This is a genomic window from uncultured Senegalimassilia sp., assembly GCF_934630535.1.
Lineage (GTDB): Bacteria > Actinomycetota > Coriobacteriia > Coriobacteriales > Eggerthellaceae > Senegalimassilia.
Genome location: NZ_CAKTVU010000003.1, coordinates 1 through 25106, shown reverse-complemented (window position 1 = coordinate 25106; position 25106 = coordinate 1). Strand labels below are relative to the sequence as shown.

19 protein-coding genes are annotated in these 25106 nt (G+C 62.0%); 2 read left to right on the top strand and 17 right to left on the bottom strand.

Features of this window, described 5'->3' with window-relative positions; all coding sequences use genetic code 11:
• Window positions 1–5 precede the first annotated feature (5 nt).
• The 8 genes from Q0D52_RS02680 to Q0D52_RS02645 all read right to left on the bottom strand — a co-directional run bounded on the left by Q0D52_RS02680 (window position 6) and on the right by Q0D52_RS02645 (window position 9134).
• Window positions 6–782: a cytochrome c biogenesis protein gene (locus tag Q0D52_RS02680; RefSeq protein WP_294379986.1), complete on the bottom strand. Its 777-nt coding sequence runs from the start codon at window positions 780–782 to the stop codon at window positions 6–8.
• Window positions 783–818: 36 nt separating this feature from the next.
• Entirely contained in the window at window positions 819–1577 is a 759-nt protein-coding gene (locus tag Q0D52_RS02675) for a heme exporter protein CcmB (RefSeq protein ID WP_294379985.1), read from the bottom strand.
• Window positions 1578–2297, bottom strand: coding sequence for an ABC transporter ATP-binding protein (locus Q0D52_RS02670; protein WP_294379984.1), 720 nt, complete (start codon window positions 2295–2297; stop codon window positions 1578–1580).
• A 102-nt stretch (window positions 2298–2399) separates the two neighbouring features.
• Window positions 2400–4604, bottom strand: a complete 2205-nt coding sequence (gene ccsA / locus Q0D52_RS02665; RefSeq protein ID WP_294379983.1) for a cytochrome c biogenesis protein CcsA — start codon at window positions 4602–4604, stop codon at window positions 2400–2402.
• Between the two features lie 15 nt (window positions 4605–4619).
• A complete protein-coding gene (locus tag Q0D52_RS02660) occupies window positions 4620–5285 on the bottom strand; it encodes a cytochrome c maturation protein CcmE (RefSeq protein ID WP_294379982.1) in 666 nt (221 codons plus the stop codon).
• Window positions 5286–5581: 296 nt separating this feature from the next.
• Window positions 5582–6481: a LysR family transcriptional regulator gene (locus Q0D52_RS02655; protein ID WP_294379981.1), complete on the bottom strand. Its 900-nt coding sequence runs from the start codon at window positions 6479–6481 to the stop codon at window positions 5582–5584.
• A gap of 209 nt (window positions 6482–6690) precedes the next feature.
• A complete protein-coding gene (locus Q0D52_RS02650; RefSeq protein ID WP_294379980.1) occupies window positions 6691–7587 on the bottom strand; it encodes a DegV family protein in 897 nt (298 codons plus the stop codon).
• A 155-nt stretch (window positions 7588–7742) separates the two neighbouring features.
• Entirely contained in the window at window positions 7743–9134 is a 1392-nt protein-coding gene (locus Q0D52_RS02645) for a M18 family aminopeptidase (RefSeq protein WP_294379979.1), read from the bottom strand.
• Window positions 9135–9237: 103 nt separating this feature from the next.
• Between Q0D52_RS02645 and crcB the strand changes: the two genes are divergently transcribed.
• Window positions 9238–9624, top strand: coding sequence for a fluoride efflux transporter CrcB (gene crcB, locus Q0D52_RS02640; RefSeq protein WP_294379978.1), 387 nt, complete (start codon window positions 9238–9240; stop codon window positions 9622–9624).
• Window positions 9625–9747: 123 nt separating this feature from the next.
• Here the strand turns inward: crcB and Q0D52_RS02635 are convergent, their stop codons facing one another.
• From Q0D52_RS02635 to Q0D52_RS02620, 4 genes are all read right to left on the bottom strand, one after another.
• Window positions 9748–10227 carry a universal stress protein gene (locus Q0D52_RS02635; protein ID WP_294164101.1) on the bottom strand — a complete coding sequence of 160 codons (480 nt, stop codon included), beginning with the start codon at window positions 10225–10227 and terminating at the stop codon, window positions 9748–9750.
• A gap of 334 nt (window positions 10228–10561) precedes the next feature.
• A complete protein-coding gene (locus tag Q0D52_RS02630) occupies window positions 10562–12751 on the bottom strand; it encodes a YhgE/Pip domain-containing protein (RefSeq protein WP_294379977.1) in 2190 nt (729 codons plus the stop codon).
• Window positions 12744–15758: a YhgE/Pip domain-containing protein gene (locus tag Q0D52_RS02625; protein WP_294379976.1), complete on the bottom strand. Its 3015-nt coding sequence runs from the start codon at window positions 15756–15758 to the stop codon at window positions 12744–12746. Before Q0D52_RS02625 ends, Q0D52_RS02630 begins: the two co-directional genes overlap by 8 nt.
• Before the next feature lie 269 nt (window positions 15759–16027).
• Window positions 16028–16540, bottom strand: a complete 513-nt coding sequence (locus Q0D52_RS02620; RefSeq protein WP_294379975.1) for a YbhB/YbcL family Raf kinase inhibitor-like protein — start codon at window positions 16538–16540, stop codon at window positions 16028–16030.
• A gap of 340 nt (window positions 16541–16880) precedes the next feature.
• Here Q0D52_RS02620 and asnB point away from each other — a divergent pair, with 340 nt between their 5' ends.
• The gene (asnB, locus tag Q0D52_RS02615; protein WP_294379974.1) at window positions 16881–18881 is read left to right on the top strand and encodes an asparagine synthase (glutamine-hydrolyzing); all 2001 of its coding nucleotides are present in this window, start codon (window positions 16881–16883) and stop codon (window positions 18879–18881) included.
• A gap of 92 nt (window positions 18882–18973) precedes the next feature.
• Here the strand turns inward: asnB and Q0D52_RS02610 are convergent, their stop codons facing one another.
• From Q0D52_RS02610 to atpD, 5 genes are all read right to left on the bottom strand, one after another.
• Window positions 18974–19135 (bottom strand): hypothetical protein, encoded by a 162-nt coding sequence (locus Q0D52_RS02610; RefSeq protein ID WP_294379973.1) that lies wholly within the window; start codon window positions 19133–19135, stop codon window positions 18974–18976.
• Window positions 19135–20076, bottom strand: coding sequence for a tRNA pseudouridine(38-40) synthase TruA (truA, locus tag Q0D52_RS02605; RefSeq protein WP_294379972.1), 942 nt, complete (start codon window positions 20074–20076; stop codon window positions 19135–19137). Before truA ends, Q0D52_RS02610 begins: the two co-directional genes overlap by 1 nt.
• Window positions 20077–20171: 95 nt before the next feature.
• On the bottom strand, window positions 20172–23630 hold the full coding sequence (dnaE, locus tag Q0D52_RS02600) for a DNA polymerase III subunit alpha (RefSeq protein WP_294379971.1): 3459 nt from the start codon (window positions 23628–23630) through the stop codon (window positions 20172–20174).
• Between the two features lie 284 nt (window positions 23631–23914).
• Window positions 23915–24184: an ATP synthase F1 subunit epsilon gene (atpC, locus tag Q0D52_RS02595; protein ID WP_294360248.1), complete on the bottom strand. Its 270-nt coding sequence runs from the start codon at window positions 24182–24184 to the stop codon at window positions 23915–23917.
• 1 nt (window position 24185) lies between these two features.
• Window positions 24186–25106 (bottom strand): F0F1 ATP synthase subunit beta (gene atpD / locus Q0D52_RS02590; RefSeq protein ID WP_294379970.1); only part of this gene is annotated, 921 nt, incomplete at its 5' end.

Below are 25106 nucleotides of genomic sequence, written 5' to 3'. Positions count from 1 at the left end.
TTCGCCTAGCGCTGCTCCTCCAAAACCTCCACCTCGTCTTTGAGGGCCTGCAGGCGCTCCTGCAAACGAACTTGGCGGAAACGGAAACGATACAGCGCGAACCCGACGAGCATAAGGCCCACCAAGCACACGGCCACGGTCATGCCCATGTCGCCGGACATGCCGCCCTCGCGCAGCACCACGGGATGCACGCCCGAGGGGATGAGGCGCGTGATCATGAAGCAGATGGGCACATCCACCATGGCGATGATGCCGATGACGGCGGCGTACACGCCGCGGCGCTCCGGCTCGTCGATGGCGTTGCGCAGCACGAAGTACGCGATGACGATGAGCATGAGGATCAGGTAGGTGGTCAGGCGCGGCTCCCACGTCCACCACACGCCCCACTCGAAGCGCTCCCACAGGTCGCCCGTGATCATGGTGCAGATGACGAACACGAGCGAGATCTCCATGCACACCTTCGCGCACGTGTCGAAGCGCTGGTTTTTGGTGGCCAGGAAGCGCACGGAGTAATAGCACGCGAACGCCAGCGCGCAGAACGACACCAGCGCCACCGGCATATGGAAGTAGAAGATCTTCTGGGACAGCAGCAGCTTGTTGGCCACCATCTGCCCGCCGATCAGCTCCACGCCGTCGACGGCGGCTCCGTTAACGGGCCCGGCGTACAGAAACGCCATGAGAAAGCCCAGCGTGGAGAGCACGATGCCCGCCAGCAGCGCCCACGGCGCCACCTTGTCGGGCCACTGCCCCGCCTCGGGCAGCTTCACCGGTTTGTTCGTCATTGGTTTCCTTTCCTTATGAGGATCGCAGGTCAAAAGCTATGCGGAGATAACGAAATCGTACAGAACCCAGCTGACCAGCAGCATGATGACGTCGTAGCCGCCGGCAAGCGCCATCGACTGCGTGAACACGTCGAGATACCCCTCGGCACCCACCACCACGGCGGTGGTCGCCGACGCGCATGCGTAGAGCAGCGGGAAGATCAGCGGCACGAACAGCACGGCGAGCATGACGTCCTTGCCGCGCGTGTTCACGGTGATGGTGGACAGTAGCGTGCCGACACCCGCCACGCCTATGGTGCCCACCGCAAGCGGCACCGCCATGAGCATGAAATCGGGGCCGGGCTGGGCGGTGGTCAGGAAGAAGAACCAGAACAGCGGCACGGCGATCACCTCGACCACCAGCAAGAACAGCAGATTCGACGTGGCCTTCGCCAGAAAGATCACGCTGCGGTCCATGGGCACGAGCAGGATGCCCTCCATGCAGCCCTGCTCCTTCTCGTGGTTGAACGAACGGTTCAATCCCAGCAGCGACGTGAACACGATGAGCGCCCACAGAAGCCCGCCGGAAAGCTGCAGCACATCGGTCGCCTGCGCCGTCTGCCCGAGCGCCGCGCCGTACACGATGAGCACGAGCAGGGCGTAAATGCCCATGGACGTGAGCATCTCCTTGGTGCGGAACTCCTGTTGCAGATCCTTGGTAAGCAGGGTTTTATACTGGGCGAACGTGCTGGGCACGCTCAACGCCACCCGGCCGGCGCGCGCCCGATCGGCGCCCGCGCTTTGCTTGCGCGCCATTTACGACACCCCCATTCCCACCGTGGAGCGATACAGCTCGGAGAACTCGTCAAAATCAAGCTGGTCCTTCGCCCCGAACGTCACCACGCGACCACGTGCCAACACCAGCGCATGCGTGCACATGTCGAAGCCTTTGCGCAGGTCATGGCTCACCATAACGAAGGTTCGGCCCGCGCGCTGCCCTTCGATCAGCTGATCGAAGATATCCACGGCATGCGGGTCGAGGCCCGAATACGGCTCGTCCAAAAACACCACATCGGGGTCGTGGACAAGGGCGCGGGCGATGGACAGGCGCTGCGTCATGCCGCGCGAGAACGTGCGCACCACGTCAAGCCTGCGATGCTTCAGCTCGACGGCTTCGAGCAGCTCCATCACACGCGCTTCGGGGTCGGCCAAACCGTAGAGCCTCGCATACAGAAGCAGGTTCTGCTCGGCGGTAAGGTCGGGGTAGAGCATGGCGTTATGCGAGATCAGCCCGATGCGCCCGCGGACCGCTTCGGGCTCTTCCCGCAGGTCGATGCCCATAAGGCTTGCCGAGCCGTCCGTGGGACGCGTCAACGTGGACAACATGCGCAACAGAGTGGTCTTGCCGGCGCCGTTGGGTCCGAATATGGAAAGGAACGCCCCCTGCGGAACCTCGATGGACACCTTGTCCACCGCCTTGCGCGTGCCGAACACCTTCGACAGCTTCCTTGTCTTGATGGCAGCCGTTTCCTCCATCGGCCCCCCCTTCCCCTGCATCTTGGATGCGTGCGAGCATTCGCACGTCAGTCTAACGCAAAACGCGATCGCCGTGCGAGCGGCGGCGCCGGTTGCAGGCGCCTATCGCGCCTCCTCCGCCGACTCATCGGATGCCGCATCGGCTGCGGCGCGCTGCGCGTCGGTGAGCTTGCGGCTGGCACGCCTGCGGCCCACCGTGGCCACGCACACGCCGACCATGAGCAGCCCGAAGCCCGCCCACACCAGCGAGATCAGCGGATTGACCCGCACATCCATGGAGAACGCGCCGTCGTTGTTCACGCCGCGGTACACCACGAACAGATCCTCGGTGGGCAGCGAGATGACGCTTGCGACCAGCTTCTGCTGCTGGGTCTTCTGCGCCAGCTGCACGCTGGGGCTGACCTGGCCGATGAAAGCGCCGTCCTTGTAGGCATCGTAGTTCACGGTGTACATGATGTCGTCGCCGCCGTTGACCTCGGTCACGGAATTGGACACGTACTCAAGCGTGTAATCCTTGATGTGGAAGGTCTCGGAAGCGGTATCGGAGGTTTCGTCGTAGCCGATGTAGGCGACCTTCTCCGTCACGTACATCGACGAACCGATCAGGCCCACCAAGATCACGGCCATGGCCGCGTGCGACAGGAAGCCGCCGAAGCTTGCGGGGCGGTTGCGCAGGCACCCGCCGAACGCCGCCACGGCGCCGCAGCTATGAGACTCCTTGTACGAGCGCACGATGCGACCCAACATGAACAGCGAGTTGAACAGCAGCATGCTCGCCACGAAGAAGCCCACGAGCGCCAGGCCGTTGTAGTACCAAGCAGGGCCGTCGCTTGCCAGCTCCTCGGCGGCGGTGCCGCCTGCCACGATGATGGCGTTGTAGCTCGGCACCAAGTACGTGGCCCAGTACACCGCCAACACCACGAACAGGACCAACGCGCAGATAGCGGGGATACGCGCCTGCTTCAGGAACTTCGAGCGCAGCGTCTTGCCCCAGGCCAGCAGCGGGCACACCGCCAAGATGGCCAGGTAGACCACGCCCAGCGGACGGGCGATGGCGTTGAACGTGCCCGAGGACACGGTCTGGCCGCCGAACGGCAGGAACTCAGGCAGGGCCGAGGACACGGTCAGGTACGCCAGCAGCGTGGCGAACACCACCATGATGACGTTGTTGAAGTAGTACGCGCCCTCCTTGGACAGCAGGTTCTCCACCTCGTCGGAACCGTCGGCCGCCGGGCCGAAGCTCTTCCAGCGAACGGCCAAGCCCACGATGCCGGCCAACAGCGCCACGACGATGAGCGCGCCGAACAGCACAAGCGACACCGGATCGCCCTCGAATGCGTGCACGGACTGCACCAACCCCGAGCGGGAGATGAACGTGCCCACGATGACGAACGCGAACGTGATGCAGGCGCACATGACGCTCCAGCGCTTGAACGCGCCGCGCTGGCGGTACACGGTGAAGCTGTGAATGAGAGCCACACCCACCAGCCACGACAGCAGGCTGGCGTTTTCCACGGCATCCCAGCCCCAATAGCCGCCCCAGCCGAGCACCACGTAGGCCCACACGGCGCCAAGGCCGATGCCGATACCCAGGAACAGCCACGAGAACAGGGCGTAACGCTGGCTGCGCACCACCCATTCCCTGGACGGGTCGTTCACGATGAGCGCGGCGATGGCATAGGCGAACGGGATGGTCAGGCCCGCATAACCCACAAACAAGGTAGGCGGATGGATGGCCATGGCCCAATGCTCGAGCAGGGAATTCATGCCCAGCATGCTGGCCGCATTGGTCAGCGTGCCGTCGGCGTTGTAGTACTTCTGCGGCGTGACCGTGAACGGCATGTTGCTCTCGCTGAACAGCAGCACGCCCACGAACGCCGCCAGCACCAGCTGCGAAACCATAAGCGCCATGGAATCCAGCTTGCGCGGGCTTTTCAGATCGCGGATGGCCACCACGGAGTTGAACACGCTGATAAGCCACGCCCAGAACAGCAGCGAGCCCTCGCGGCCGGCCCACAGGCCGGACAGCTTGAACAGCCAGCCAAGCGCGCCTTCAGCGTTGCTATGCTGTTTGAGCACGTACTCGATGGAGTAGTCGCCCGCGAAGAAGCAGTACACCAGGATGCCGCAGCATACGGTAAGCGCAACCGTGGTCAGGATGGAGGCGATATGCCCGCCCCATGTCAGGGTCTCGCCAAGCGAGCTGTCCCCCTTGCGCCCCAAGATCGCGCCCACCAGCAGGCACAGCACCGATACGGCCACGCCGGCGAACGCCACCAGCAGGCCCATAAGGCCGATAGTCGACATACGTGAAACCTCTTCCTAACCCTCGAGCGCCACATCGGTGGCCGTGAACTTGCCCTCGGCGGACAGGCTGCCGGTGACCACGAGCGAGCTGCCTTCCGCGACCTCGTCGGACAGCGCGCCGTCGAACGCGACGGGCAGCGTCTTGCCGGAATCGGGATCTGCCAGCACGAAGCGATCGCCCACGCCGGCGGCCTTGAGGGAACCCGCTTGCACGGTGCCGGAAACCTTCACCGGTTTGTCGATGACCTGGTCGCCGTACTCGAGCAGACGGGAGACGCTCAACGCGCTCGAGGCGTTCTCGTACTTCGAGGGGCATTTCGTCACCAGCTCGGTGGCATGCAGCACACCGTCGTCGGCGATCTTGCCCGTGCAGATGGCGGTCACGTCGTTGCCGAACGTGGCCGACACGCCCCCCTCGTAGCGGACCTCAAGCTGATCGCCGGGGTTTCCGTCCTTATCGTAGATGGCGAACGTGAGCACATTGCCGTTCGTGGCGTAGGAGTTCTCCACCACATTGCCCGTCACTTGGATCTTCTGATCTACATACTTGCCCGCAACGGCATCGGCGACGGTGGCGGACTTCGCAGCACCGGAACCGCCGACGACGGCCAAGATCACGACCAGCACGATGACGATGATGCCGGTTACCGCCATCATGCGACGCTTAGTCCTCGTATTCACAGGCCCTCCCTATTCCTTAAGCGTTTATCCCTTGCTTTCTAACGGTAACCATATCGAAAACAACGAGGGTATTCCATCACCCAGATAGTGTAATTTGCTCGTTAAACCGCTGAATTTACCCGAACAATCGGCACTATCGACCGTTTACCGACATGATGGCCTCCAGAAAAGTAAAGGCATCGCGATCGGGGCATGCGCCGCGAGACCGCTCGGTCGCATCGCGGCGCATGCCCCCGGAAGGCGCGAAAAATGCCCAGGGCGAGCGCGCTCGATAAGCGCGTTATCGCCCTGGGCCGTCATCTCGAGCAGCGCAGAAATCCCGCTAAAGCGGCCATCCGGGCGGCATCCGCCTCCCGTCGCCACACAAGATATGTCGGCAACTCCATGCCCTCCCCTTCCGTGAACGGCACCACCTCCACATCCGGGAACTGCTCGGGATAGCGGGCATCGGACACGACGAGCACCGTCCCTTCCTCCTCATGCAGAAAGCCGCGATGCCGCGCCGCCGACATCTCCAACGATGCCCAGCGCGGGCACACGCCGCGTCGGGAGAGCAGCTCGAGCACCGTCGCCTTAAGGAAGTTTGAGTCATACGGCTCGGCGAGCAAAGCGCCTTCCAGGTCGGCAAGGACAAGCGCCTTGCGCGAGGCGAACGCGTGCCCGCGCGACACCAACAGCCGCAACTCGACCGCACCCACGCGCTCCGACACAAGCCCCTCGGCCCCCGGACGCCCCGCCACCACCGCCGCGTCCACCGTGCCGGATTCCAGCTCCGACAAGCACGAGCCGCTGGAAAGAAACGACACGTCAAGCGCAACGTGCGGGCAACGGCGCCGGAAACCCCGAAAGTCGCGCTCGAGCAGCACGCTGCCGCGCAAAGGCGAGCTGGCCACCGCGACGCGCAATCGGGAAACCCCCGCCGTATTCGACTGCGCACCGTCGCCGCAGATGCGCCGGATATCGTCCATCCCCTCAAGAACCTCTGAGGCGCGATGGAGCACCTGCGCGCCGCGAGCGGTGGGGCGCAGGCGGCGCCCCGTTGGCTCGAACAGCACGATGTTGAGCTTGTGCTCCATATCATGGACGGATTTCGAAACGGTTTGCGGGGTAACGTACAGCTCCTGCGCAGCGGCGCTGTAGGAACCCGCGCGAGCCGACCTGACAAAACGATCAAGCTGATCGATGCTTGGACTCATTGCAACCCCCTCGCACAACATACGGAATATCATGGGTAATACCACTAAAACTGCAGGTCATACGCGTACGGAGGCATATGCTACCAAAGCGACCTCAAAAGCAGCGCATCCATCGCCGATCGTATCCTATGCTTGGGTGCGAATAAAAAAGCCCCGGTATCGTAACCGCGCGGTTACGATACCGGGGCGAAACGCCTACCGGTCCTGCGCTACTGCTGCTTGGCGAAAAACGCGAGCGCCACAGCGCCCGGCCCCACATGCGTGCCGATGGTGCCGCCCACGGTGGAGTAGCCCACGCTTTCCACGTGGCCCTCCCACAGCTCGCGGCTGTCCTCGATGTATTTGCGGACCAAATCATCGCCCAAGCCGGTATAGCCTAGGAAGAAGGGCATGTCGAAATCTATGCCGCCAGCCTCCTTCACCTGCTCGATGAGCAGGTTGTTCCCCTTCTTCGAGCCGCGTGCCTTGCCGAGCACCGCAACGGCTCCATCCCGGATGGCAACCACGGGCTTGATGGACAGCACGCCGCCGGCGAAAGCCGCCGTCTTGGAGATGCGGCCGCCCTTTTGCAGGTACTCCAGCGTATCGAGCAGCGCGACCAAGCGGATACGGCCCTTCGCATCGTCGAGCTCGCAGGTTATCTGGGCCGCCGACATGCCCTGTTTCGCCAAACGCACCGCATATGCCGCCAGAGCCTTCTGCCCGATGGTCACGTTCGTGGAATCGACCACGTGCACGCGGCCTCCCCACGCCTGCGCCGCGGCAAGCGCGCTCTCGTGCGTGCCCGACAGCTTCGCAGACAGCGTGATGACCACCGCCTCATCGGAGCCACCGGCATCGGGCGCACCGAGCACGCCCTCGATCGCCCGCGAGAACGCGAACGGCGTCACCTGGCTGGTGCGCGGAAGCTCGTCAGACTCCACCAGCTTCTCGTAAAACCGATGATGGGACAGGTCGACGCCGTCCAAGTACTCCTCATCGCCGAATGCGATGGAAAGCGGCACGACGGCGCTTATGCCTTCGATCTCGCCTTGTACCAGGTCAGAGGCGGAATCGGTGATGATATGCACACAAGGCGCGTCGGCGCCGGCGGATTGCTGCTGCAAAATGCTCCTATCGTTTTGTGAATCGCATCGTTGCACGTGAGCAAGCTCCGTTCACGCGCAACACCCCATATTGCAGCAATATGTCCATTAACGCAACCGTCACCTTATAACCGACATCCTTGCAGCCCGCCGATTCCGTCACGCACCCAACGCCCCTACGGATGCAGCTCCGCAAAATCGGCATCCTCGATGCGCACATCGGCGTTGTAGAATGCCTCCAATGCGGCCGTTCCCAAGGCGACATCGGCGACGCCGGCCGTCTCATAACTTGAATGCATGGCCAGCTGAGGCAGGCCCACATCGACAGCATGCATGCTCACCTGCATATTCGACAGATTCCCTAACGTAGACCCTCCCGGCATGTCGCTTCTGTTCGCGAAGCGCTGCAAAGGCACGCCCGCATCGCGGCAAATCGCGCAGAACACCGCGCGGCTGAATGCGTCGGTGCAGTACTTCTGGTTCGCCGCCTCCTTCACCGCAAGGCCGCGGTTGAGCATGATGCGGTTGCCCTCGTCGTAGAGCTCGGGATGGTTCGGGTGCACGGCGTGGGCGTTGTCGCAGCTGACCAGCATGCTCTTCGCCAGCGCGCACCGCAGCTGCTCGGGCGTGAACCCCAGGGCCGCGTTCACGCGCTCAAGGGAATCGCGCAAAAACGTCGACATGGCGCCCTGCTTGGTGTTCGAGCCTACCTCCTCGTTGTCGAAGCAGCACAACACCGACACGGCATCTTCATTTTCCGCGGCAAGAAACGCGGCAAGCGAGACATAGGCGCACCCCAGGTCATCCAAACGCGGCGCGCTCACGAACTCGTTGCCCCAGCCCCACACGGAAGGCTGTTGGCGGTTCACCAGGAACAGGTCACGCGCCAGCACCTGCTCGGGCGCGACACCCGCCTCCTGGGCGATCAGCCGGTCGAAGGACCCGGGCCCGAGCGCCCCTGCCGACATGACGGGGCACATGTCGACGGCACGATTCGGAACGAAACGCGAGTTCGCCTCGCGATCAAGGTGGATGGGGACGCGAGGTATGAGCAGCAGGTCCTCATCGGGCGCGACCAGGCGGCTTTCCACGCGATCGCCCAAGCGCACCAGCACACGGCCGGCAACGGACAAGGGTTTGTCGAACCAGGTGTGGTCCATCACGCCGCCGTACGCCTCCACGTTCAGCCGCATATAGCCCGACGGGCTGGAAAGCTCAGGGGCGGCTTTGACCTTATAGGTCGGGGAATCGGAGTGCGAAGCCGTAAGCTGGAAGCGATACCCATCAAGCCGCGCGCCCACCTTGAACGCGATGACGCTCGAGTTGTTGCGCACGGTGTAGTAACACCCGCCGCGCCGAACCTCCCACGGTTTGCTTTCGGGCAGATAGGCGAAGCCCTCCGCATCCAAACGCCGCCGCAGCGACGCCGCCGCATGGAACATGCTCGGGCACTCCTGTACGAACGCCGCCATATCATGCGCCGCACGCACATCCGCCGCACCGATGCTCTCCGCCGACGATCCCGCCTGCGCCGAAGCCGAGCCTTTATCAATCATCTCATCCGCCATCAGTCAGCTCCTTTCGTTCCCGTCCAGTCTAGCAACCAACGCATGCGGTTACGGGTTGCACTACAATACGAACCCGAAGAACACGCATCGGAAAGGACGTGCCATGATTGCGGCATTATGCGTCGGAGCAGGCGGTTTTTGCGGAGCCGTTGCGCGCTACCTGCTTGGGCTGCTCCCCTATCAGGGGCAATTCCCGCTCATCACCTTCATCATCAACTTCACGGGAGCCGTGGTCATCGGCGCCGTGGTGGAAGCGGCCAGCATCCGCCCCGGCATGCTGCCCGCAAACGCCGTCCTATTCCTGAAAACCGGCCTGTGCGGCGGCTTCACCACGTTCAGCACCTTCTCGCTCGAAACGCTCGGACTGCTCGAGCGCGGCGAATACGCCATGGGCGGCGCCTATGCGCTCGGCAGCTTGGCGGCGTGCGTGCTGGGCGTCGTGGCGGGCAAGATGCTGATGCGCTGGACGTTGGGAGCGCAAACGGCATAGCGTAACGGCGCGCCTGATTCGATGGCAAGCACCCGAGTCTTGCCTTGCGCCCCGAAAACGCGAAAAGCCGCCCGCGACGACAAGCATCGCGAGCGGCCTATCAGCCCAAATCGCAAGATTAGGCTACTTCACCGTAAGCACCGGGATGTCGGTGGCGCGCAGCACGCCAAAGCTGACGCTGCCCAGCATGCCGCGGATGGCGCCCAGGCCGCGACGGCCCATGACGATAAGGTCGCAATCATGCTCCTCGGCGTAGCGCGACAGCGCATCTGCAGGGGAAGCGCCGGCAACGGCCTCCACCTGGGCACGGTCGCCCAGATCCGCCAAAGCATCGCCCAAGTCCTCGGCAACGCGCTTCTGCGCCTCGTCGAGCACACGCTTGACCACGCCCTGATACTCCTCGTAATCCAGCATGCCGTAGGGCACGCCGTCGAGCGCGCCATCGGTTCCCATGCGGTCCACGCCCATGTAGCTGGACGGGACGGCATGCACCACGGACAGCTTGGCGTCGGCGTTGCCGGCAACCAGGTCCTTGGCGTAGTTCAGAGCGTTCTTCGCGTGATCGGACCCATCGTAGGGGACCATGACATGACGGAACATCATAACGGGCTCCTTCCCTCAAAAGCGCCCAGCGGCACCCCGCCGCGCAGGCTTGAAACCAGCGGATAACCGCCGGATACGCAAGGCTTGCCCCTTGGCGCCTTGCTTTCGGACCCAACCGTTACGTTGCCGTCGTTCAAGCAGGTAACGCACCGTGTTGAACCTGCTCATCATTATACTCCATGCAACGCGCGACGGGCCGCTGACCCGCGATCGGAACCCCGTCGCAAGGCAAGGCGAACCGCCGAACGGGCCGGATACGCCCGCATGCGCGAAAAGGGCGCAGCCCGAAACCGGACCGCGCCCTGAAGAAATCGGCCTCTCAGACGGCCGCTGATTAAGCGACCACCTTCGATTTCTCCACCTGCTCCACAAACCAATACGTGAAGCGCGATAGCACCGGCCGCAGGATGCCCATGATCACGAACGGCACGATGAAGCAAAGCGTTATGCCGATCTGCACCCAGAAATCGTTCTGGTACACGCCCATGCTCGCCGCGCGCATGGCGTTGATGACGTGCGTCGCCGGCAAAAACGGGTTGGCTGCCTGGAAGAAGCCGGGCAGCAGCTGCAAGGGGAAGCTGCCACCGCCACCGGTCACGTAGATGATGAGCAGCAGCACGGCCAGCGCCTTGCCGAGGTTGGCGAACAGCGACACCAGCGTGTAGATAATGAAGCTGAACACGAAGCCCGCCGTCCAGAAACACAGCAGATACAGCAGCGGATCGGCAACCTGGACGCCCACGAACAGCATGTTGCCCAGGCATACCACCGTCGATTGCATGAACGCGAGCACGAACGGTCCGCCATATCGCCCGAAGAACAGCTGCCAGGACCTGGGCTCGACCAGATCTGCCTCGCGCTTGGCGCGTTCGGAGGGAACCGGATTCAGCAACACCATGATCAACAGCGACCCTACCCACAGCGCCAAGGTGGTGTACAACGGCGCCATGGCCGAGCCGAAGTCCTCCACCGGGAACACGGCGATGCGCTCCACCCCTACAGGAGCGGACACGGCCTTGGCAAGCGCCTCGGGATCTGAGCCGATGATCTGCTTCAGCTGATCGATGTTTCCGCTGGCCAACGCCTCATTGACGCGCTGAGACAACGCCGACATCTTATCGGCGGACCCGCGCAGCTCATCGGACATGGCACGGATGGCGCTTTGCGCGTGCGCCAAATCCGCCGTTACCGAGGACGCCGCGCCGTTCAAATCATCGCCCACGCCGGAAAGCTGCGAAGCACGCGCCGAAAGCGATTGAGCCGCCTGCGCCACCGAGCCCGCCAAGCTCTCAAGGCCCGGTTTCAGGTTGTTCTCGTAGTCGTTCTTCAGCTTGTCGGCGTTCGCCTTCGCCTCATCGAGCTTCGCCTGGATATCGGCTCGGGACGCGGACTCCGGATCGTTGCCGGAGACTATCTTATCCGCCGCCGAGGTCAAGCTGTCGCGCAGCTTCTCAAGCGATGATATGGACGTGTTCAGCTGCGATATCACGGCATCGACCGCCGGGCGATATTGCTCATCTACCTGCGGCTTCAAGGATTCGAGCACCTCGACGAGCTGCTGGTAGCGCTCGATCTGGGCGTCCACATCAGCCGCCTGGTCGCGAAGTCCTTGCGCGGCGTGCGCCTTATCGGTATCAACCTGCGCATACACCTCATCGATGGCGGCGGGCACTTGGTTGAAGCCGTCGGAACATTGAGCCAGGGCATCGGACAAGGACGACACCGACGTCGACAGCGCATCGCCAATGGTGTCCGCACCGCTTTTCGCCCCCGATGCCTGCTGCTTAGCGTCCTTCACCGCGCTTTGCGCATCGCCCAGAAGCTGAGTGGAGCTTCCCACCAACGCCTGCGCCGTTCCCGCCAGGTTCGCATACGAATCGAGCACGTCGGCCGCGGTGCGCATCTGGTCCGCAGAAGAGGATATGGTGCCCGAAAGCTTGGCCACCCGCCCCGCCGCATCGGTATCATCCGCCACCGTTCCCAAGGTATCGATCAGTCCTAGGGCCACATCGGAAATGGTCTCAGCGAACGTGGTGTTCACTTGAGCGGCAACCTTATTGGACGCCTGATCGGTCACGCGCGGCGCCACGGCGTTCTTCTTCTCGTTCTCGTAATAGATAAGCTCGGGATGCTCGGCATCGTCGGAGTAGAAGCTCATCATGTCGGAGCTGAAACTTTGCGGGATGACCACGGCCGCATAGTATTTGCCCGAGCGCGCCCCGTCGATGGCGTCCTCCTCGTTGGTGAACACCCAATCAAGCTGGTCGTTGGCGCGCAACGCCGACTCCACGCTATCGCCCACGTTGATCTTCGTGGGCAGCAGATCGCTTTGATACCCCTCGTCGGAATTGGCGACGGCCACCTTCAGGTTGCCCGTGTTGTCGAACACGTTCCAACACGCGATGACGTTGTACCACGTGAAAATGGACGGCAGGAACACCAAGCCCAAGACGATGACCAACGTCACCGTGTTCCCGAACAGGTGCTTGATATCGTAGGAGAACAGCTTGAACACGTTACGCATGGCCGCCCCCCTTCTTCGAATCGCCCTTCTTCTTGTGCTTCTTATCATGCTTCTTGTGCTTCTTGCCGTGCTTGCCGCGCTCGGCCTTGCGCTGCGCGAGGGATTCCAAATCGTCAGCGCTCAACTCAAGAACGAGCGTCTCGACCTCCAGCAGCTCCTCATCGCCCTTGCTCTTTTCGCCATGGGCCTCCTCGTCGGTCAGAAACGGCCCATCGAAATACGCAGGCTTGCCCTTCGCCGCCAAATCCATAAGCGATGAAACCTTGCTCGAGGTGCCCTTCGGCTTGCGAGCAGCACCCCGCCCAGCATCATCGTCGCCAGGCGCCGAGACAGGCAGATCGGTCATATCGTCGACGGTCACGCCAACGGGCGGCAGCGGCACGGACACGCCCGTCGCGCGGGCGGAGCGGTCGACGGGAACCGACACGCGTGCCGTCGACATGGCGGCAGGCACCAATTCGTTGACCATCTTCTTGCCCCGATCGGCCAAATGCCCGCGCAGCTCGTCTTCGCTCATGCCGTCGATGGATGCCTGACGCTGGATGTTGTCGCGCACCATCTCCAAGCCCAGCAAAAAGCCGGTAAGGATGACCAGCCAGATCAGCCACGCCGTCAACGTGACCACCTTCTCAGTGGTGGTCACGGCGAACACCAGCGTGAAAACCACCGGCACCGCAATGCCCAGGATGAACGTACCGCGCTTCAGGCGAGGGTAATGCCTCAGGAAGGCATCGGCCCGCTGCCGCACCTCGGCGTGGAACTCATCATGGTCCGACAGCGCCCGGATAAGCTGCCCTATGCGGTAACGGCGCTCAGGCACCAGAGCCTCCTCGACGTTGAGCAGGTCGCTTTGCTTGATCTCCTTCGCCACCAGACGATTGAGGTTGGTCAGATGCGGCCGCACAAACAGGCCCACAAGCGTCATGGACAACGCGATGAGCAGAAGCACCCCGCAATAACCAAGCCACTGCGTGCCGTAGAAGCCGCCGATGGCCTCGCGCAAGGCGTTGATGCCGTAGGTGAACGGGAACATAGGGTACACCGTCCGGAAGAAGGCGTCGGTCATCTCCACCGGGTACAAGCCCGTGCCGCCCGGGATCTGGACGAACACCATGATGATGCACAGGCCGATGCCGATATGCTGGAACGACGATGACAGCGTGTACGTGATGCACAGATAGGAAAGCGACAGCAAGATCGCCGTTGCGAAAAACGCCGGCACCGATGCAGCTTGCACGCCGATGAACAGGCAGCCCGTCACGCACACCACGGCCTGCAGGGTCACCAGCAAAGCGAAGAACAGCCATCGGCCGATATAGCCCTGCACCACCGTCAAGCCGGGCACGCCCTCCTTGTCGACCTCCAGCTTCAAGATGACGCACAGCATCAACGTGCCGATCCACAGGCTCAGGCTGATGAACAGCGGGGCCATTGCCGAACCGTAGGCGTTGAGCGGATACAGCTTCTCGGTGGTCACCTGCGTGGGAGCCTGCATGAACTCCGCGATCTTCTCGGGGTCGATGCGCCCGTTATCGATCAGGTCCGATATCGCCGAAGACGTCCCGAGCAGAGACACGTCGTTGCGCGCCTGGCGCATGGTCCCCTCAAGGCTTGACAACAAGACGTCGGTTTGAGCCATAGCATCGCTTGCCACGCGCAGCGTCCCCGACAGCTGATCGATCACGCTCGAGGTCTCATCGATCAGATAGCTTTGATTGGAGATGGCCCCCTTCAAGCCGGCAGCGGCGATGCCTACCTGGGAAATGCCGTTGCTCACCTGCGGCAAGGCGCTTCCGAACAGCTGCTGCTGATACACGCCGGAAGCGGTGATGGCGCTTTGCGCCGCGGCGTTGATGGTATTGGCGGCAGCTGCGACGCTGGCTGCCGTGTCGTCCACATCGCCGCTGAGCATCTTCAGGTCGTCAAGGTCGCGCTGCAGCTCGGCGTTGCGGGAAGTCAGGGAATCGATGACCATCCGCAGCTGCTCCTTGTTGGGGTCGGAATCGGGCATCTGGTCGTGCACGATCTGCAGCTGCTCGATGACGGCGGTGTTCATGTCCAGCACGCCCTGGGCGCGATCGGCCGCGGCATCCACCGTGCCCTGCGCGCTTGATATGGCGTTGGACGCATCGGTTATCGACCCGGCCGCCTGCGAGGCGATCTGCGACAACACCAGGTTCGTGTTCGACATGCCGGGCATGGCAACCGAAGTAAACGTGCCCAGGCTGTTTTGCAACGTCAGGGAAAGGTCGCTCACCTGCTGCAGCTGGTCTTGCACGGTCTGAGCATCGACGCGGGCCTGCTCAAGCTGGCCTTTCGCCGATTGCGCCTTTTGGCGGGCCTCTTCGGTGGAGGCAGCCAGCCCGCTTACGGTCGTGCGCGCATCGGAAATGGAATCAACGGCGCGCGAAAGCTGCGCGGCCGAGTTGCTCTGCGCTGCGCCAAGGCTCTGCTCCGCTTCGGCGATCTTGTCGTTGAGCGTGTCCGCCACCACCGAGCTGACCGTTGAGACGAACTGGCCGTTGATGGTCTCGTCAAGGGTGGAGGAACCCGCATCCGTCACCTTCGGCGACACAGGGTTCATCTTCTCGTTAACGTAATACTGCAGGTTAGGCTGCTGGAAATCGCCGGTCACGATGGTGAACAGATTGGCGGTGAAGTCCTCGGGGATGACGAACGCCGCGTACACCTCGCCTGACTCCACTTTGCGCATCGCATCATCGTAATCGGTGAACTCCCATTTCAGCTGGTTATTCTCATGCAACGTGTCCACGATTTGATCGCCCAGGTTCATCTGGCCCATCAAGTCGTTCTCGGACCCGGCGTCTTCGTTGACCACGCACACGCGCATATTGCCCGTGTTGTCATAGGGGTTCCAAAAGCCGATGACGTTGAACCACGTGTACGTCGACGGCAGCACGACCAGCACCACGACCACCACCAGGGCGGCCGGCGCCTTCAAAAGGCGCAGCAGATCGCGGCCGAGCACGTGCAGAACGTTTTTCATAGCAAGCGGTACCTCTTCCATTGCCAGCGCTATCGAGCGCGAATCGAAAACCTCGCAGCGCCATCTCGAAAACAAGCGCGGGCGGCCAGCCTCACGGCAGACCGCCCGCGCCCAAGCGTCAAGACGACAGGCGCTCTATTGCGTACCCGTCATTGTAAAACACCCCACCTGCGGCGCTACTCCGCATAGCGCCAAACCACAGAATCCGTTTCATTCCTGTAAGAATCTCCCTAACGAAGCGAACATAAAGGGCCGTGCACCGCACCCTCCTACGCGCGGCTCGGCAGCTCCACGGACACCTGGTCGAGCACATGGCCGTCCATCGCGCGGCGCAGCTCGTTGAGATAGAAGCCTTCCGGCAACCCCAGCTCGCAATCAAGCGCGTACACGTTCAACGTGTAGCTATGCGTGGCATCAGGCGGCTGAGGGCCGCAGTAACGGGAATGCACCTGCGGGTTGTCGCTGCCATGCGCCATAGGCGACCAGTTGCTGTTGCGCCCCTGCACCATGGCGACCGCGCCCGTACGGCTGGCATCCTCGGGGATGAGCGTCGTGGTTGCCGGCAGGTCGCACGCCGTCCAGTGGATCCAGCAGAAGCCGCCCACGGGGATGGCGTCGAAGTCGATGAACGCCAGGGCAAGCGTCCGCGCTTCCTGCGGCACATCGCTTATCTCGATAGGGAACGAACGCACGGGAAAGCCCTCCAGGCGGTCCGGCTCGGACGCATACTTCCCGAACCTATCCGCCAGCAAGCCGCCATCCAACTCCACATGCACCTTCATAAGCTGCTCCCTTCCCTTCCATCGTTTCAAAAGCCATGGGCGAGCACGCTGTCGCCGCGCCGCAGGCGAACATGCGACGCCCGCCACGCTTGCAGACGAAACGCACCCCGCTCAAGCGCCGCAAAGGATCCTTCCACCCGCAAGCTCCAACGCCCTATCAGCGCAGGGTCTTCCGCACAGGCCGTTCTTTCCCCGCAGTGTAGCATGCGCCGGACCGAGCGTCGTCCCGCCTGGCGCCGCGCGTTGGAAAATCTGCGCTTTTCGCGGGAGGCGTGCCACCGTCCGCCCCATTCGTTATGATGAACCTTACCTTTATATATGATTGGAGGGATGCCTCACCATGTGCGGTATCTGCGGATTCACGCAGGCTGATGATGCAAGCCTGCCCACCCTGAAAGCCATGTGCGACGTCATGGCCCATCGCGGGCCCGACGGCGAAGGCCAGTACATCGACGTCGAAAGCGGCATCGCCTTGGGCCATCGCCGCCTTTCGCTCATCGACCTTGCCAACGGCAACCAGCCCATGGTGCGCTCCACGGGCGAGCACGCCGCTGCCATCACCTCGCCGGCACTGCATCTTGACGGCACCCCGTGCGGCACGCCCGAGCAGGCTGCCGCCAAGGGCCGCTACGCCATCGTGTTCAACGGCGAGATCTACAACTACCGCGACCTGCGCGCCGAGCTTGAAGCGCAGGGCTGGCAGTTCCAAACCAACTCCGACACCGAAGTCCTGCTCACGGGCTATCTGGCATGGGGCGAGGGCGTGCTTGACCGCCTGCGCGGCATGTTCGCGTTCGCCATCTGGGACCGCGACTCGCGCGAGCTGTTCTGCGCCCGCGACTTCTTCGGCATCAAGCCGTTTTACTACACGCAGCAAAACGGCCGCTTCATCTTCGCGTCCGAGATCAAGTGCATCCTCGAGCATCCGGACTACACGCGCGAGCTCAACCGTGAAGCGCTCGAGCAATACCTGTGCTTCCAGTTCAGCGCCCTTCCCGAAACCTTCTTCAAGGGCATCTTCAAGCTGGCTCCCGCGCACTGCATGACCGTGCACGCCGATGGCTCCATCACCGAGCGCCGCTACTGGCGCCCCGAGTACAACTTCGATGCGCAGCGCAGCCGCCAAGATACCGTCGAGGCCATCGACGAAGCCGTGCGCGACAGCGTCCGCTACCACAACGTGGCCGACGTCGAGGTCGGCAGCTTCCTGTCCTCGGGCATCGACTCCAGCTACATGGCGGCGTGCCTGGCGAAGGAAAACCCCGACATCAAAACGTTCACCGTGGGCTTCGATTGCTACAAGAACGCCGCCGCCAACAACGCCGAAGGCGCCGGCGGCATGATGCGCGACGAGATCTCGTGGGCCCACGAGCTTGCCGACGAGCTGCACATCGCCAATACCAACAAGTACATCGGGGAGGACGAGTACTGGGAAAGCCTGCCCCGCGTGCAGTGGCACATGGACGAGCCTTCGGCCGACCCTTCGGCTGTGGCGCTGTACTTCGTGGACCAGATCGCCGCAACGCAGGTCAAGGCCGTGCTTTCCGGCGAAGGCGCCGACGAGTTCTTCGGCGGCTACCGCATCTACCAAACGCCGTTCTCCAACGCCAAGCTGTCCTGGGCCCCGAAGGGTCTGCTGCGCGGCGCTTCCGGCGTCATGCGCAAGCTGGGCATCCGCGGCGCGAACTATCTTGAGCGCGCCAGCGAAACGCCCGAGGATTGGTACTACACCAACGCCAACGGCGTCGCCTTCACCGTGGAGGAGCGCGCCCAGCTGCTGCGCGGCGGCTGCAACGCCCCCACCCCCCAGCAGCTCACCGCGCCGGTATACGCCGAGGTCAAGGACCTGGACGAGACCACGCGCATGCAGTATGTCGACCTGTACTTCTGGCTGGTCGGCGACATCCTGCTGAAAACGGACAAGATGTCCATGGCCCATTCGCTGGAGTCCCGCGTGCCGTTCTTGGATCGCCGCGTGTTCGACGTGTCGGCAACCATCCCCACCCCGCTCAAGGCCAACGAAACGCAAACCAAACTCACGCTGCGCGAGGCGTCCGAACGCGCCATCCCGAAGGACTGGGCGCAGAAGGAGAAGCTTGGCTTCCCCGTCCCCGTGGTGAACTGGCTACGCCAGGACCGCTACTACAACCAGGTGAAGGAATGGTTCACCAGCGACATCGCGCGTGAGTTCTTCAATGCCGACGAGCTGGTGCGGTTGCTCGACGAGCACAAGGCCGGTGCCGACCGTAGCCGCAAGATCTGGATCGTCTACATGTTCCTCATGTGGTACAAGATCTACTTCGTGGACAAAACGGTGCCGGAAAAGCCGAAAACGCGCTAGCTGACGCAGCGCCGTAACGTCGAAGCCCCTTGCAACCCATCAGGCTGCAAGGGGCTTCTTAGTTGATAGGACGATTAGAGAAGAACCCTTCGTCACGCCAAACGCGACGTTCGAACGCTTGTCAGGTGGCCGTGCTCATCCTCGAACACGCACAAGCGCTTGTCGCGGCTTTCGTACAGATGGGTGAACTTTGCAAGATGACGCTTTCTTTCCGCCTTGCGCCCGGGGCGCTTGTCTTCCTGCTTGCCCGCCATCAGTACTGCACCTTCCAAAACACCAGCCCGCCCGCGGGGGCGTTCTCCCCCGCCGCGGTTCGGTCGCGAGCTTCAAGCACCTCACGTACCCATTCGGGCTTACGCAAGCCGCGACCCACCATGACCAGCGTGCCCACGATGGTACGCACCATGGAGTGCAAAAACGCATTGCCCACCACCTTGATGGTCAGCACCTCCTCGCCCATGATGGTCTCGCGCGAAAGCGAGATCTCATGCACGTTGCGACACGTAGGCTTGCCCACGGCGCTGGCCGCCATGCAAAAGCTTTTGAAATCGTGCTCGCCTTCCAGATAACGAGCAGCCTGCTGCATTGCCGATATATCCAGGTCGGCATGCACGAACCAGCTGAAATCGCGCATGAACAGGGGCGGCGTGTCATCCAGGCAGATATGGTAGTGGTATTCGCGCCACTGCGCATCGAACCGAGCGCTGAAGCCCGGCTCGCGCTCCTCGACCTTGCGCACCGCGATGTCCTCATGCGTTAACGCGTTCAAGCTGCGACGCAGGCTATGCAAGCTGCGGCTCTCAAGCTCATCGACGGAAACATTGAAGCTCACCACCTGGCCAAGCGCATGCACGCCCGCGTCGGTACGGCCCGAGCACACCACTTCCACCGGCCGGCGCATCACCAGGGAAAGCGCCTGCTCAAGCTCACCTTGAACGGTTAGTTTGCCGGGCTGACGTGCAAACCCGCAAAACGGGCCGCCATTATAGGAAACCGTTAACGACAAGGTTCGCTCGGCATCCTCGCGGTTGAAGCCTGCAGCGTCGCTCGCCCGTGCGGCATCGGCGTATACCGTTGCGCCTTCGGCTTGCGTCGGCGTCACCGCACCTTGCGATTGCGCCACTGCGCCTTCCGCCTGCGCCGCCGCGCCTTCGGCTTGCAACGCTTGCTTGTTGTGTCCAATCGTTTTATCCATGCGGTCCATGATACGCGACAACTGCCGGCATAAGAAACAGGACCCGGATTCACATCTGGGTCCCATGGGATATCCAATACCAAGCAGCCCAGCCGCTATGCCGTAAGCACGTTATAGCCGAACAAATCCGTCAACTCGCTGCGCATGATAGGGCTTTCCGCGTCCACCGTAACCGGAAGCTCCGCCCGGAACTTATGCCCATCGCTTTGCTTCACGAACAGCACCACGCCATCGCGCCCCGGATACGATTTCAGAATGCGGCTCAAGCGCATGGACTTCGATTGGTCGAAATCCGACATAGGCACGCTCAAGCGCAGCTGGCGAGGCTTTGCATCCTCTTCGTTCAACTCTAGCGTTTCCGTCTCGAACACCATAATCTGGTTGCCGCGATCGGAATGCTCGAACTTGCCCTTGATCTTGACGATGGCGTCCTCTTGGATCGCCTCTGCGTTCTCCTCGTACTTGAAGCAGATGCACTCCACGTGACCCGTGGTGTCCTCCAGGTCGAACGTGGCCATCTTCGTGCCGCGCTTCGTCAGCTTCGTCACCACGTTGGACACCATGCCCACGAACACCGCGGACTTGATTTCCTTCGTGCGCTCGGCCAAATCACCCAGCTGCCACTTCGTGATGCGCGAGATGTAGTTCTCGTACGGCGTGAGCGGATGGTCCGAGACGTAGATCTTCATGATCTCCTTCTCGTACGTCAGCAGCTGGCGCTTCGGCCACTCCACTCCATCAGGAGCAGGCACGTCTTCCTGGAAGCCCGAATCCTCATCGTCCGCGAGCAAGTCGAACATGCTCACCTGACCGCGATCGCGGTCCTTCTGACGCTTTGCCGCACCTTCTAGAAGCGGCGTCTCCTCGATGAAGTACATGAGCTGCTTTCGCGTGTACCCCGTCGAATCGAACGCACCGCCCTTGATAAGGGCTTCGAGCGTCTTTCGGTTGTAGCACTTCGCATCGACGCGGTTCACGAAGTCGTGCAAACTGGTGAACGGTCCGTTCTTCTCGCGCTCTTCGATGATCTCGTCGGCAACGTTTCGCCCGACGCCGCGCACGCCGACCAGGCCGAAACGGATACCGTTTTCGACAGGGGTGAACTCGGCGTTCGATGAATTGATATCAGGCGGCAGCACGGGCGTGCCGTTGTGGTTGCAGCTGGAGATGTAGCGAATCAAGCGATCGGTGTTGCCCATGTAGCTGGACAGCACTGCGGCCATGTACTCGTTCGGGTAATGCGCCTTCAGGTACGCCGTGCGCATAACCAGGATCGAGTACGCAGCCGAATGCGATTTGTTGAACGCGTACTTTGCGAACTTCTCCGCGTCGTCCCAGATCTTCTTCGCGATCTCAAGCGAGTACCCGTTCTCGACCGCGCCGTTGTTCCAGTCCTCCTGCAGCATGCGCATGATGTCGAGCTTCTTCTTGCCCATTGCCTTGCGCAGCTTGTCTGCCTTGCCAGCGGAGAAGCCGCTCATAACCATGGACACCTGCATGATCTGCTCCTGGTACACCATGGTGCCGTAGGTTTCCTCAAGCACCGGGCGCAGGCGTTCATCGTAGTAATGCACAGGAGTCTTGCCACTTGCCACCTTGACATAGTCGTCGACCATGCCGGACTCCAGCGGACCCGGGCGATTCAGGGCGATCGAAGCCACGATGTCGCTGAACCTCTTCGGTGGCAGGCGCGCGAACAAGCTGACGTACAGGCCACCCTCAACCTGAAACAGGCCGTCCATGTTGCCCGAGCGCATAAGCGCGAACGCCGCCTCATCGTCGGTGGGGATCTCCTCGGGAATGATCTTGCGGCCCGTGGTCATCTCCACGTTGCGGCACGCGCGCGAGAGCACGCCCAACGTTCGCAAGCCAAGGAAGTCCATCTTCAACAGGCCCAGGTCAGGCGTGTAATGACCGTCGTACTGCGTGATGATGCCGCCGCCCTTGGTATCGCGCTTGACCGGCACATGGTCGGCCATAGGGTCTCGGCAGATGATGGTCGCGCATGCATGCACGCCCTCGCCGCGCACGTGGCCCTCGATGGACTGCGCCGCATCCACGACCGCCTTGACGTCCTCTTCGGTGTCGTAGGCCTTCTTCAAATCGGGGTTCGTGTCCAGTGCCTTCTGAATGGTGATGCCCAGTTCATCGCCGATCATCTTGCAGATCTTGTCGCCTACACTGTAAGGATAATCAAGCACGCGCGCGGCATCGCGCACGGCGTTCTTCGCCTGCAGCTTGCCGAACGTGATAACGCCCGTAACATGGTCGGCGCCGTACACCTCGCGAATATGCTCGATAACCTCCTGACGACGTTCATCCTCGAAGTCGCAGTCGATATCGGGCATCTCCACGCGTTCCGGGGAAAGGAATCGCTCGAACAGCAAGCCGTTTGAAAGCGGCTCCAAGTCGGTGATGCCCATGGCATATGCGACGATGGAACCTGCAGCGGAACCACGACCCGGCCCAACGCCGATGCCCTGGCTTCGCGCCCAATCCAGATATTCCTGCACGATCAGGAAGTACGCGGGGAAGCCCTGCTGAATGATGACGCTCATCTCGTATTCGGCGCGGTCAAGCGGCTCTTTGGGAATAGGGTCGCCATAGCGCTTCTTCATTCCCTCGAGCACCTGATGACGGAACCAGCTCTCGTCCGTCTCGCCTTCAGGAAGCGGGAACTTCGGCAGAATGGAATCGCGCTCAAGGATGACGTTGCATTTCTCGGCAACTTCAACCGTGGTGTCGCACGCCTCGGGGAAATCGCGAAGCGCCTCGCGCATCTCCTCTTCCGTTTTCATATAGAACTGGTCGTTCTCGAACTTCATGCGGTTCGTGTCGTTGACGGCCGAACCCGTGCCGATGCACAGCATGATGTCCTGCGCCTTCGCATCTTCCTGCAACAGGTAATGGAAGTCGTTCGTTGCGATGGTCTTCAGGCCTGCACGATGCGCAACCTCGGTAAGCTGGTGATTCAGCTCCGTTTGCGTAAGGCCGCCATCGGTGCGGATGCCCTGGTTTTGCAACTCGATGTAAAAGTCGCCCGGTTCGAAGCAGCTGGCGAACTTGTTTGCCCACTCCACCGCTTCATCGAACTGGCGGTTATCCAGCAGCTTCGGGATGATGCCCGCGATGCAGGCAGACGAGCCGATGATGCCCTTGCCATATTTCTGCAGCATGCTGAACGTGGTTCGCGGCTTGTAGTAGAAGTTATCGACATGAGACTCGCTGACCAGGTTCAACAGGTTGTGATAACCCTCGTTGGTTTTCGCCAGCAACAGCAAGTGGTAAAGCTTGGGCTTTACATCCTTGCGAAGCTCCTCATCGGTGGTGAAGTATACTTCGCAGCCGTAAATCGGCTTAACCTTCTTGCCGGTTTCCTTCTCAATGGCTGCGCACGCATCGCACAGCTCGGGAACGCCCGACATAACGCCATGATCGCTGATCGCCACCGCGGGCATGTCAAGCTCCGCAGCGCGACGGACCATATCTTTGATATGCGTCAGGCCGTCGAGCAATGAATATTCGGTATGGTTATGCAAATGAACGAACGCCATGGATGCGCCTCGAATCTTCTCGCAAGCTGATGTGCTGCGCTTCGGTAAGGCCAATGGGCAGATCACCGAAGCAGGGTTTTCCGGTTCCCCATCATAGCAGCCTTTAACGCACGTGTGTTCGAACAAACGATGGATTTCGCACGGGGTTTCATGAGACTATACGCAAAACGGCCCCCGCCTTTCGGCAGGGGCCGTTTAAGGTGAACAGCCGATGGATACGACCGTCGCGTTGCCAGCAGTCGCACCAGCGGCCGCGGGTTCAGATGTTCAAGCCAACACCCAGGCTATGCAGCAACAGGCGTTGCGCTATCGGCAAGGATGATCACCTTGTCGTCGGTAACCTGCACGTAGCCGCCCTTGACTTCGTAGCGCTGCACGGCGCCGCCCCCTGCAGGCGTCAGGCGGATCTCGCCATCGGCCAGCACGGACACCAGCGGAGCGTGACCGGCCAGAAAGCCCATCTCGCCCTCGACGCCCGGAACGACGACCATTTCAACCTCGCAAGCTGCAAGCTTCTCGGCAGGCGTGACGATGTCGCACTTGAAGCTAGCCATACTACGCTTCTTCCTTCTTCATTTCCTCGTAAGCAGCGTAGACGTCGTCGATGCCGCCCTTCAGGCGGAAGCACTGCTCGGGGATCTCGTCGCACTCGCCATCAAGGATAGCGGCGAAGGAGCGCACGGTGTCCTCCATCTTGACGTACTTGCCGGGCAGGCCGGTGAACTGCGTTGCCACGTGGAAGCACTGGCCGAAGAACTGCTGAGCCTTACGCGCACGGGAAACCGTGAGCTTCTGCTCCTCGGACAGCTCGTCCATACCAAGGATGGCGATGATGTCCTGCAGGTCCTTATAGTTCTGCAGCAGCTCCTGGATGCCGGTGGCCACACGGTAGTGCTCCTCGCCCACGATTGCGGGATCCAGAGCGCGGGAGGTGGACTCCAGCGGGTCGACGGCCGGGTAGATGCCCAGCTCGGCGATGGAACGGGACAGAACGGTCTTAGCGTCCAGGTGCGTGAACGTCGTAGCCGGAGCGGGGTCGGTCAGGTCGTCGGCGGGCACGTAAACTGCCTGCACGGACGTGATGGAACCCGTGGACGTGGACGTAATGCGCTCCTGCAGGTCGCCCATCTCGGTAGCCAGCGTAGGCTGGTAACCAACGGCGGACGGCATACGGCCGAGCAGTGCGGACACCTCGGAACCGGCCTGCGTGAAGCGGAAGATGTTGTCCACGAACAGCAGAACGTCCTGGCCCTGATCACGGAAGTACTCGGCCTCGGTCAGACCAGCCAGGCCGACGCGCAGACGAGCTCCCGGAGGCTCATTCATCTGGCCGTAGACCAAGCAGGTCTTGTTGATAACGCCGGAATCGCTCATCTCCAGGTACAGGTCGGTACCCTCGCGGGTACGCTCGCCAACGCCGGTGAACACGGAAGTGCCGCCGTGCTCCTGAGCCAGGTTGTTGATGAGCTCCTGGAT

Coding starts and splice junctions, on each gene's coding strand:
- Q0D52_RS02680 (WP_294379986.1), bottom strand. CDS start 782: ATGACGAACAAACCGGTGAAGCTGCCCGAGGCGGGGCAGTGGCCCGAC.
- Q0D52_RS02675 (WP_294379985.1), bottom strand. CDS start 1,577: ATGGCGCGCAAGCAAAGCGCGGGCGCCGATCGGGCGCGCGCCGGCCGG.
- Q0D52_RS02670 (WP_294379984.1), bottom strand. CDS start 2,297: ATGGAGGAAACGGCTGCCATCAAGACAAGGAAGCTGTCGAAGGTGTTC.
- ccsA (WP_294379983.1), bottom strand. CDS start 4,604: ATGTCGACTATCGGCCTTATGGGCCTGCTGGTGGCGTTCGCCGGCGTG.
- Q0D52_RS02655 (WP_294379981.1), bottom strand. CDS start 6,481: ATGAGTCCAAGCATCGATCAGCTTGATCGTTTTGTCAGGTCGGCTCGC.
- Q0D52_RS02645 (WP_294379979.1), bottom strand. CDS start 9,134: ATGGCGGATGAGATGATTGATAAAGGCTCGGCTTCGGCGCAGGCGGGA.
- crcB (WP_294379978.1), top strand. CDS start 9,238: ATGATTGCGGCATTATGCGTCGGAGCAGGCGGTTTTTGCGGAGCCGTT.
- Q0D52_RS02635 (WP_294164101.1), bottom strand. CDS start 10,227: ATGATGTTCCGTCATGTCATGGTCCCCTACGATGGGTCCGATCACGCG.
- Q0D52_RS02630 (WP_294379977.1), bottom strand. CDS start 12,751: ATGCGTAACGTGTTCAAGCTGTTCTCCTACGATATCAAGCACCTGTTC.
- Q0D52_RS02625 (WP_294379976.1), bottom strand. CDS start 15,758: ATGAAAAACGTTCTGCACGTGCTCGGCCGCGATCTGCTGCGCCTTTTG.
- Q0D52_RS02620 (WP_294379975.1), bottom strand. CDS start 16,540: ATGAAGGTGCATGTGGAGTTGGATGGCGGCTTGCTGGCGGATAGGTTC.
- asnB (WP_294379974.1), top strand. CDS start 16,881: ATGTGCGGTATCTGCGGATTCACGCAGGCTGATGATGCAAGCCTGCCC.
- Q0D52_RS02610 (WP_294379973.1), bottom strand. CDS start 19,135: ATGGCGGGCAAGCAGGAAGACAAGCGCCCCGGGCGCAAGGCGGAAAGA.
- truA (WP_294379972.1), bottom strand. CDS start 20,076: ATGGATAAAACGATTGGACACAACAAGCAAGCGTTGCAAGCCGAAGGC.
- dnaE (WP_294379971.1), bottom strand. CDS start 23,630: ATGGCGTTCGTTCATTTGCATAACCATACCGAATATTCATTGCTCGAC.
- atpC (WP_294360248.1), bottom strand. CDS start 24,184: ATGGCTAGCTTCAAGTGCGACATCGTCACGCCTGCCGAGAAGCTTGCA.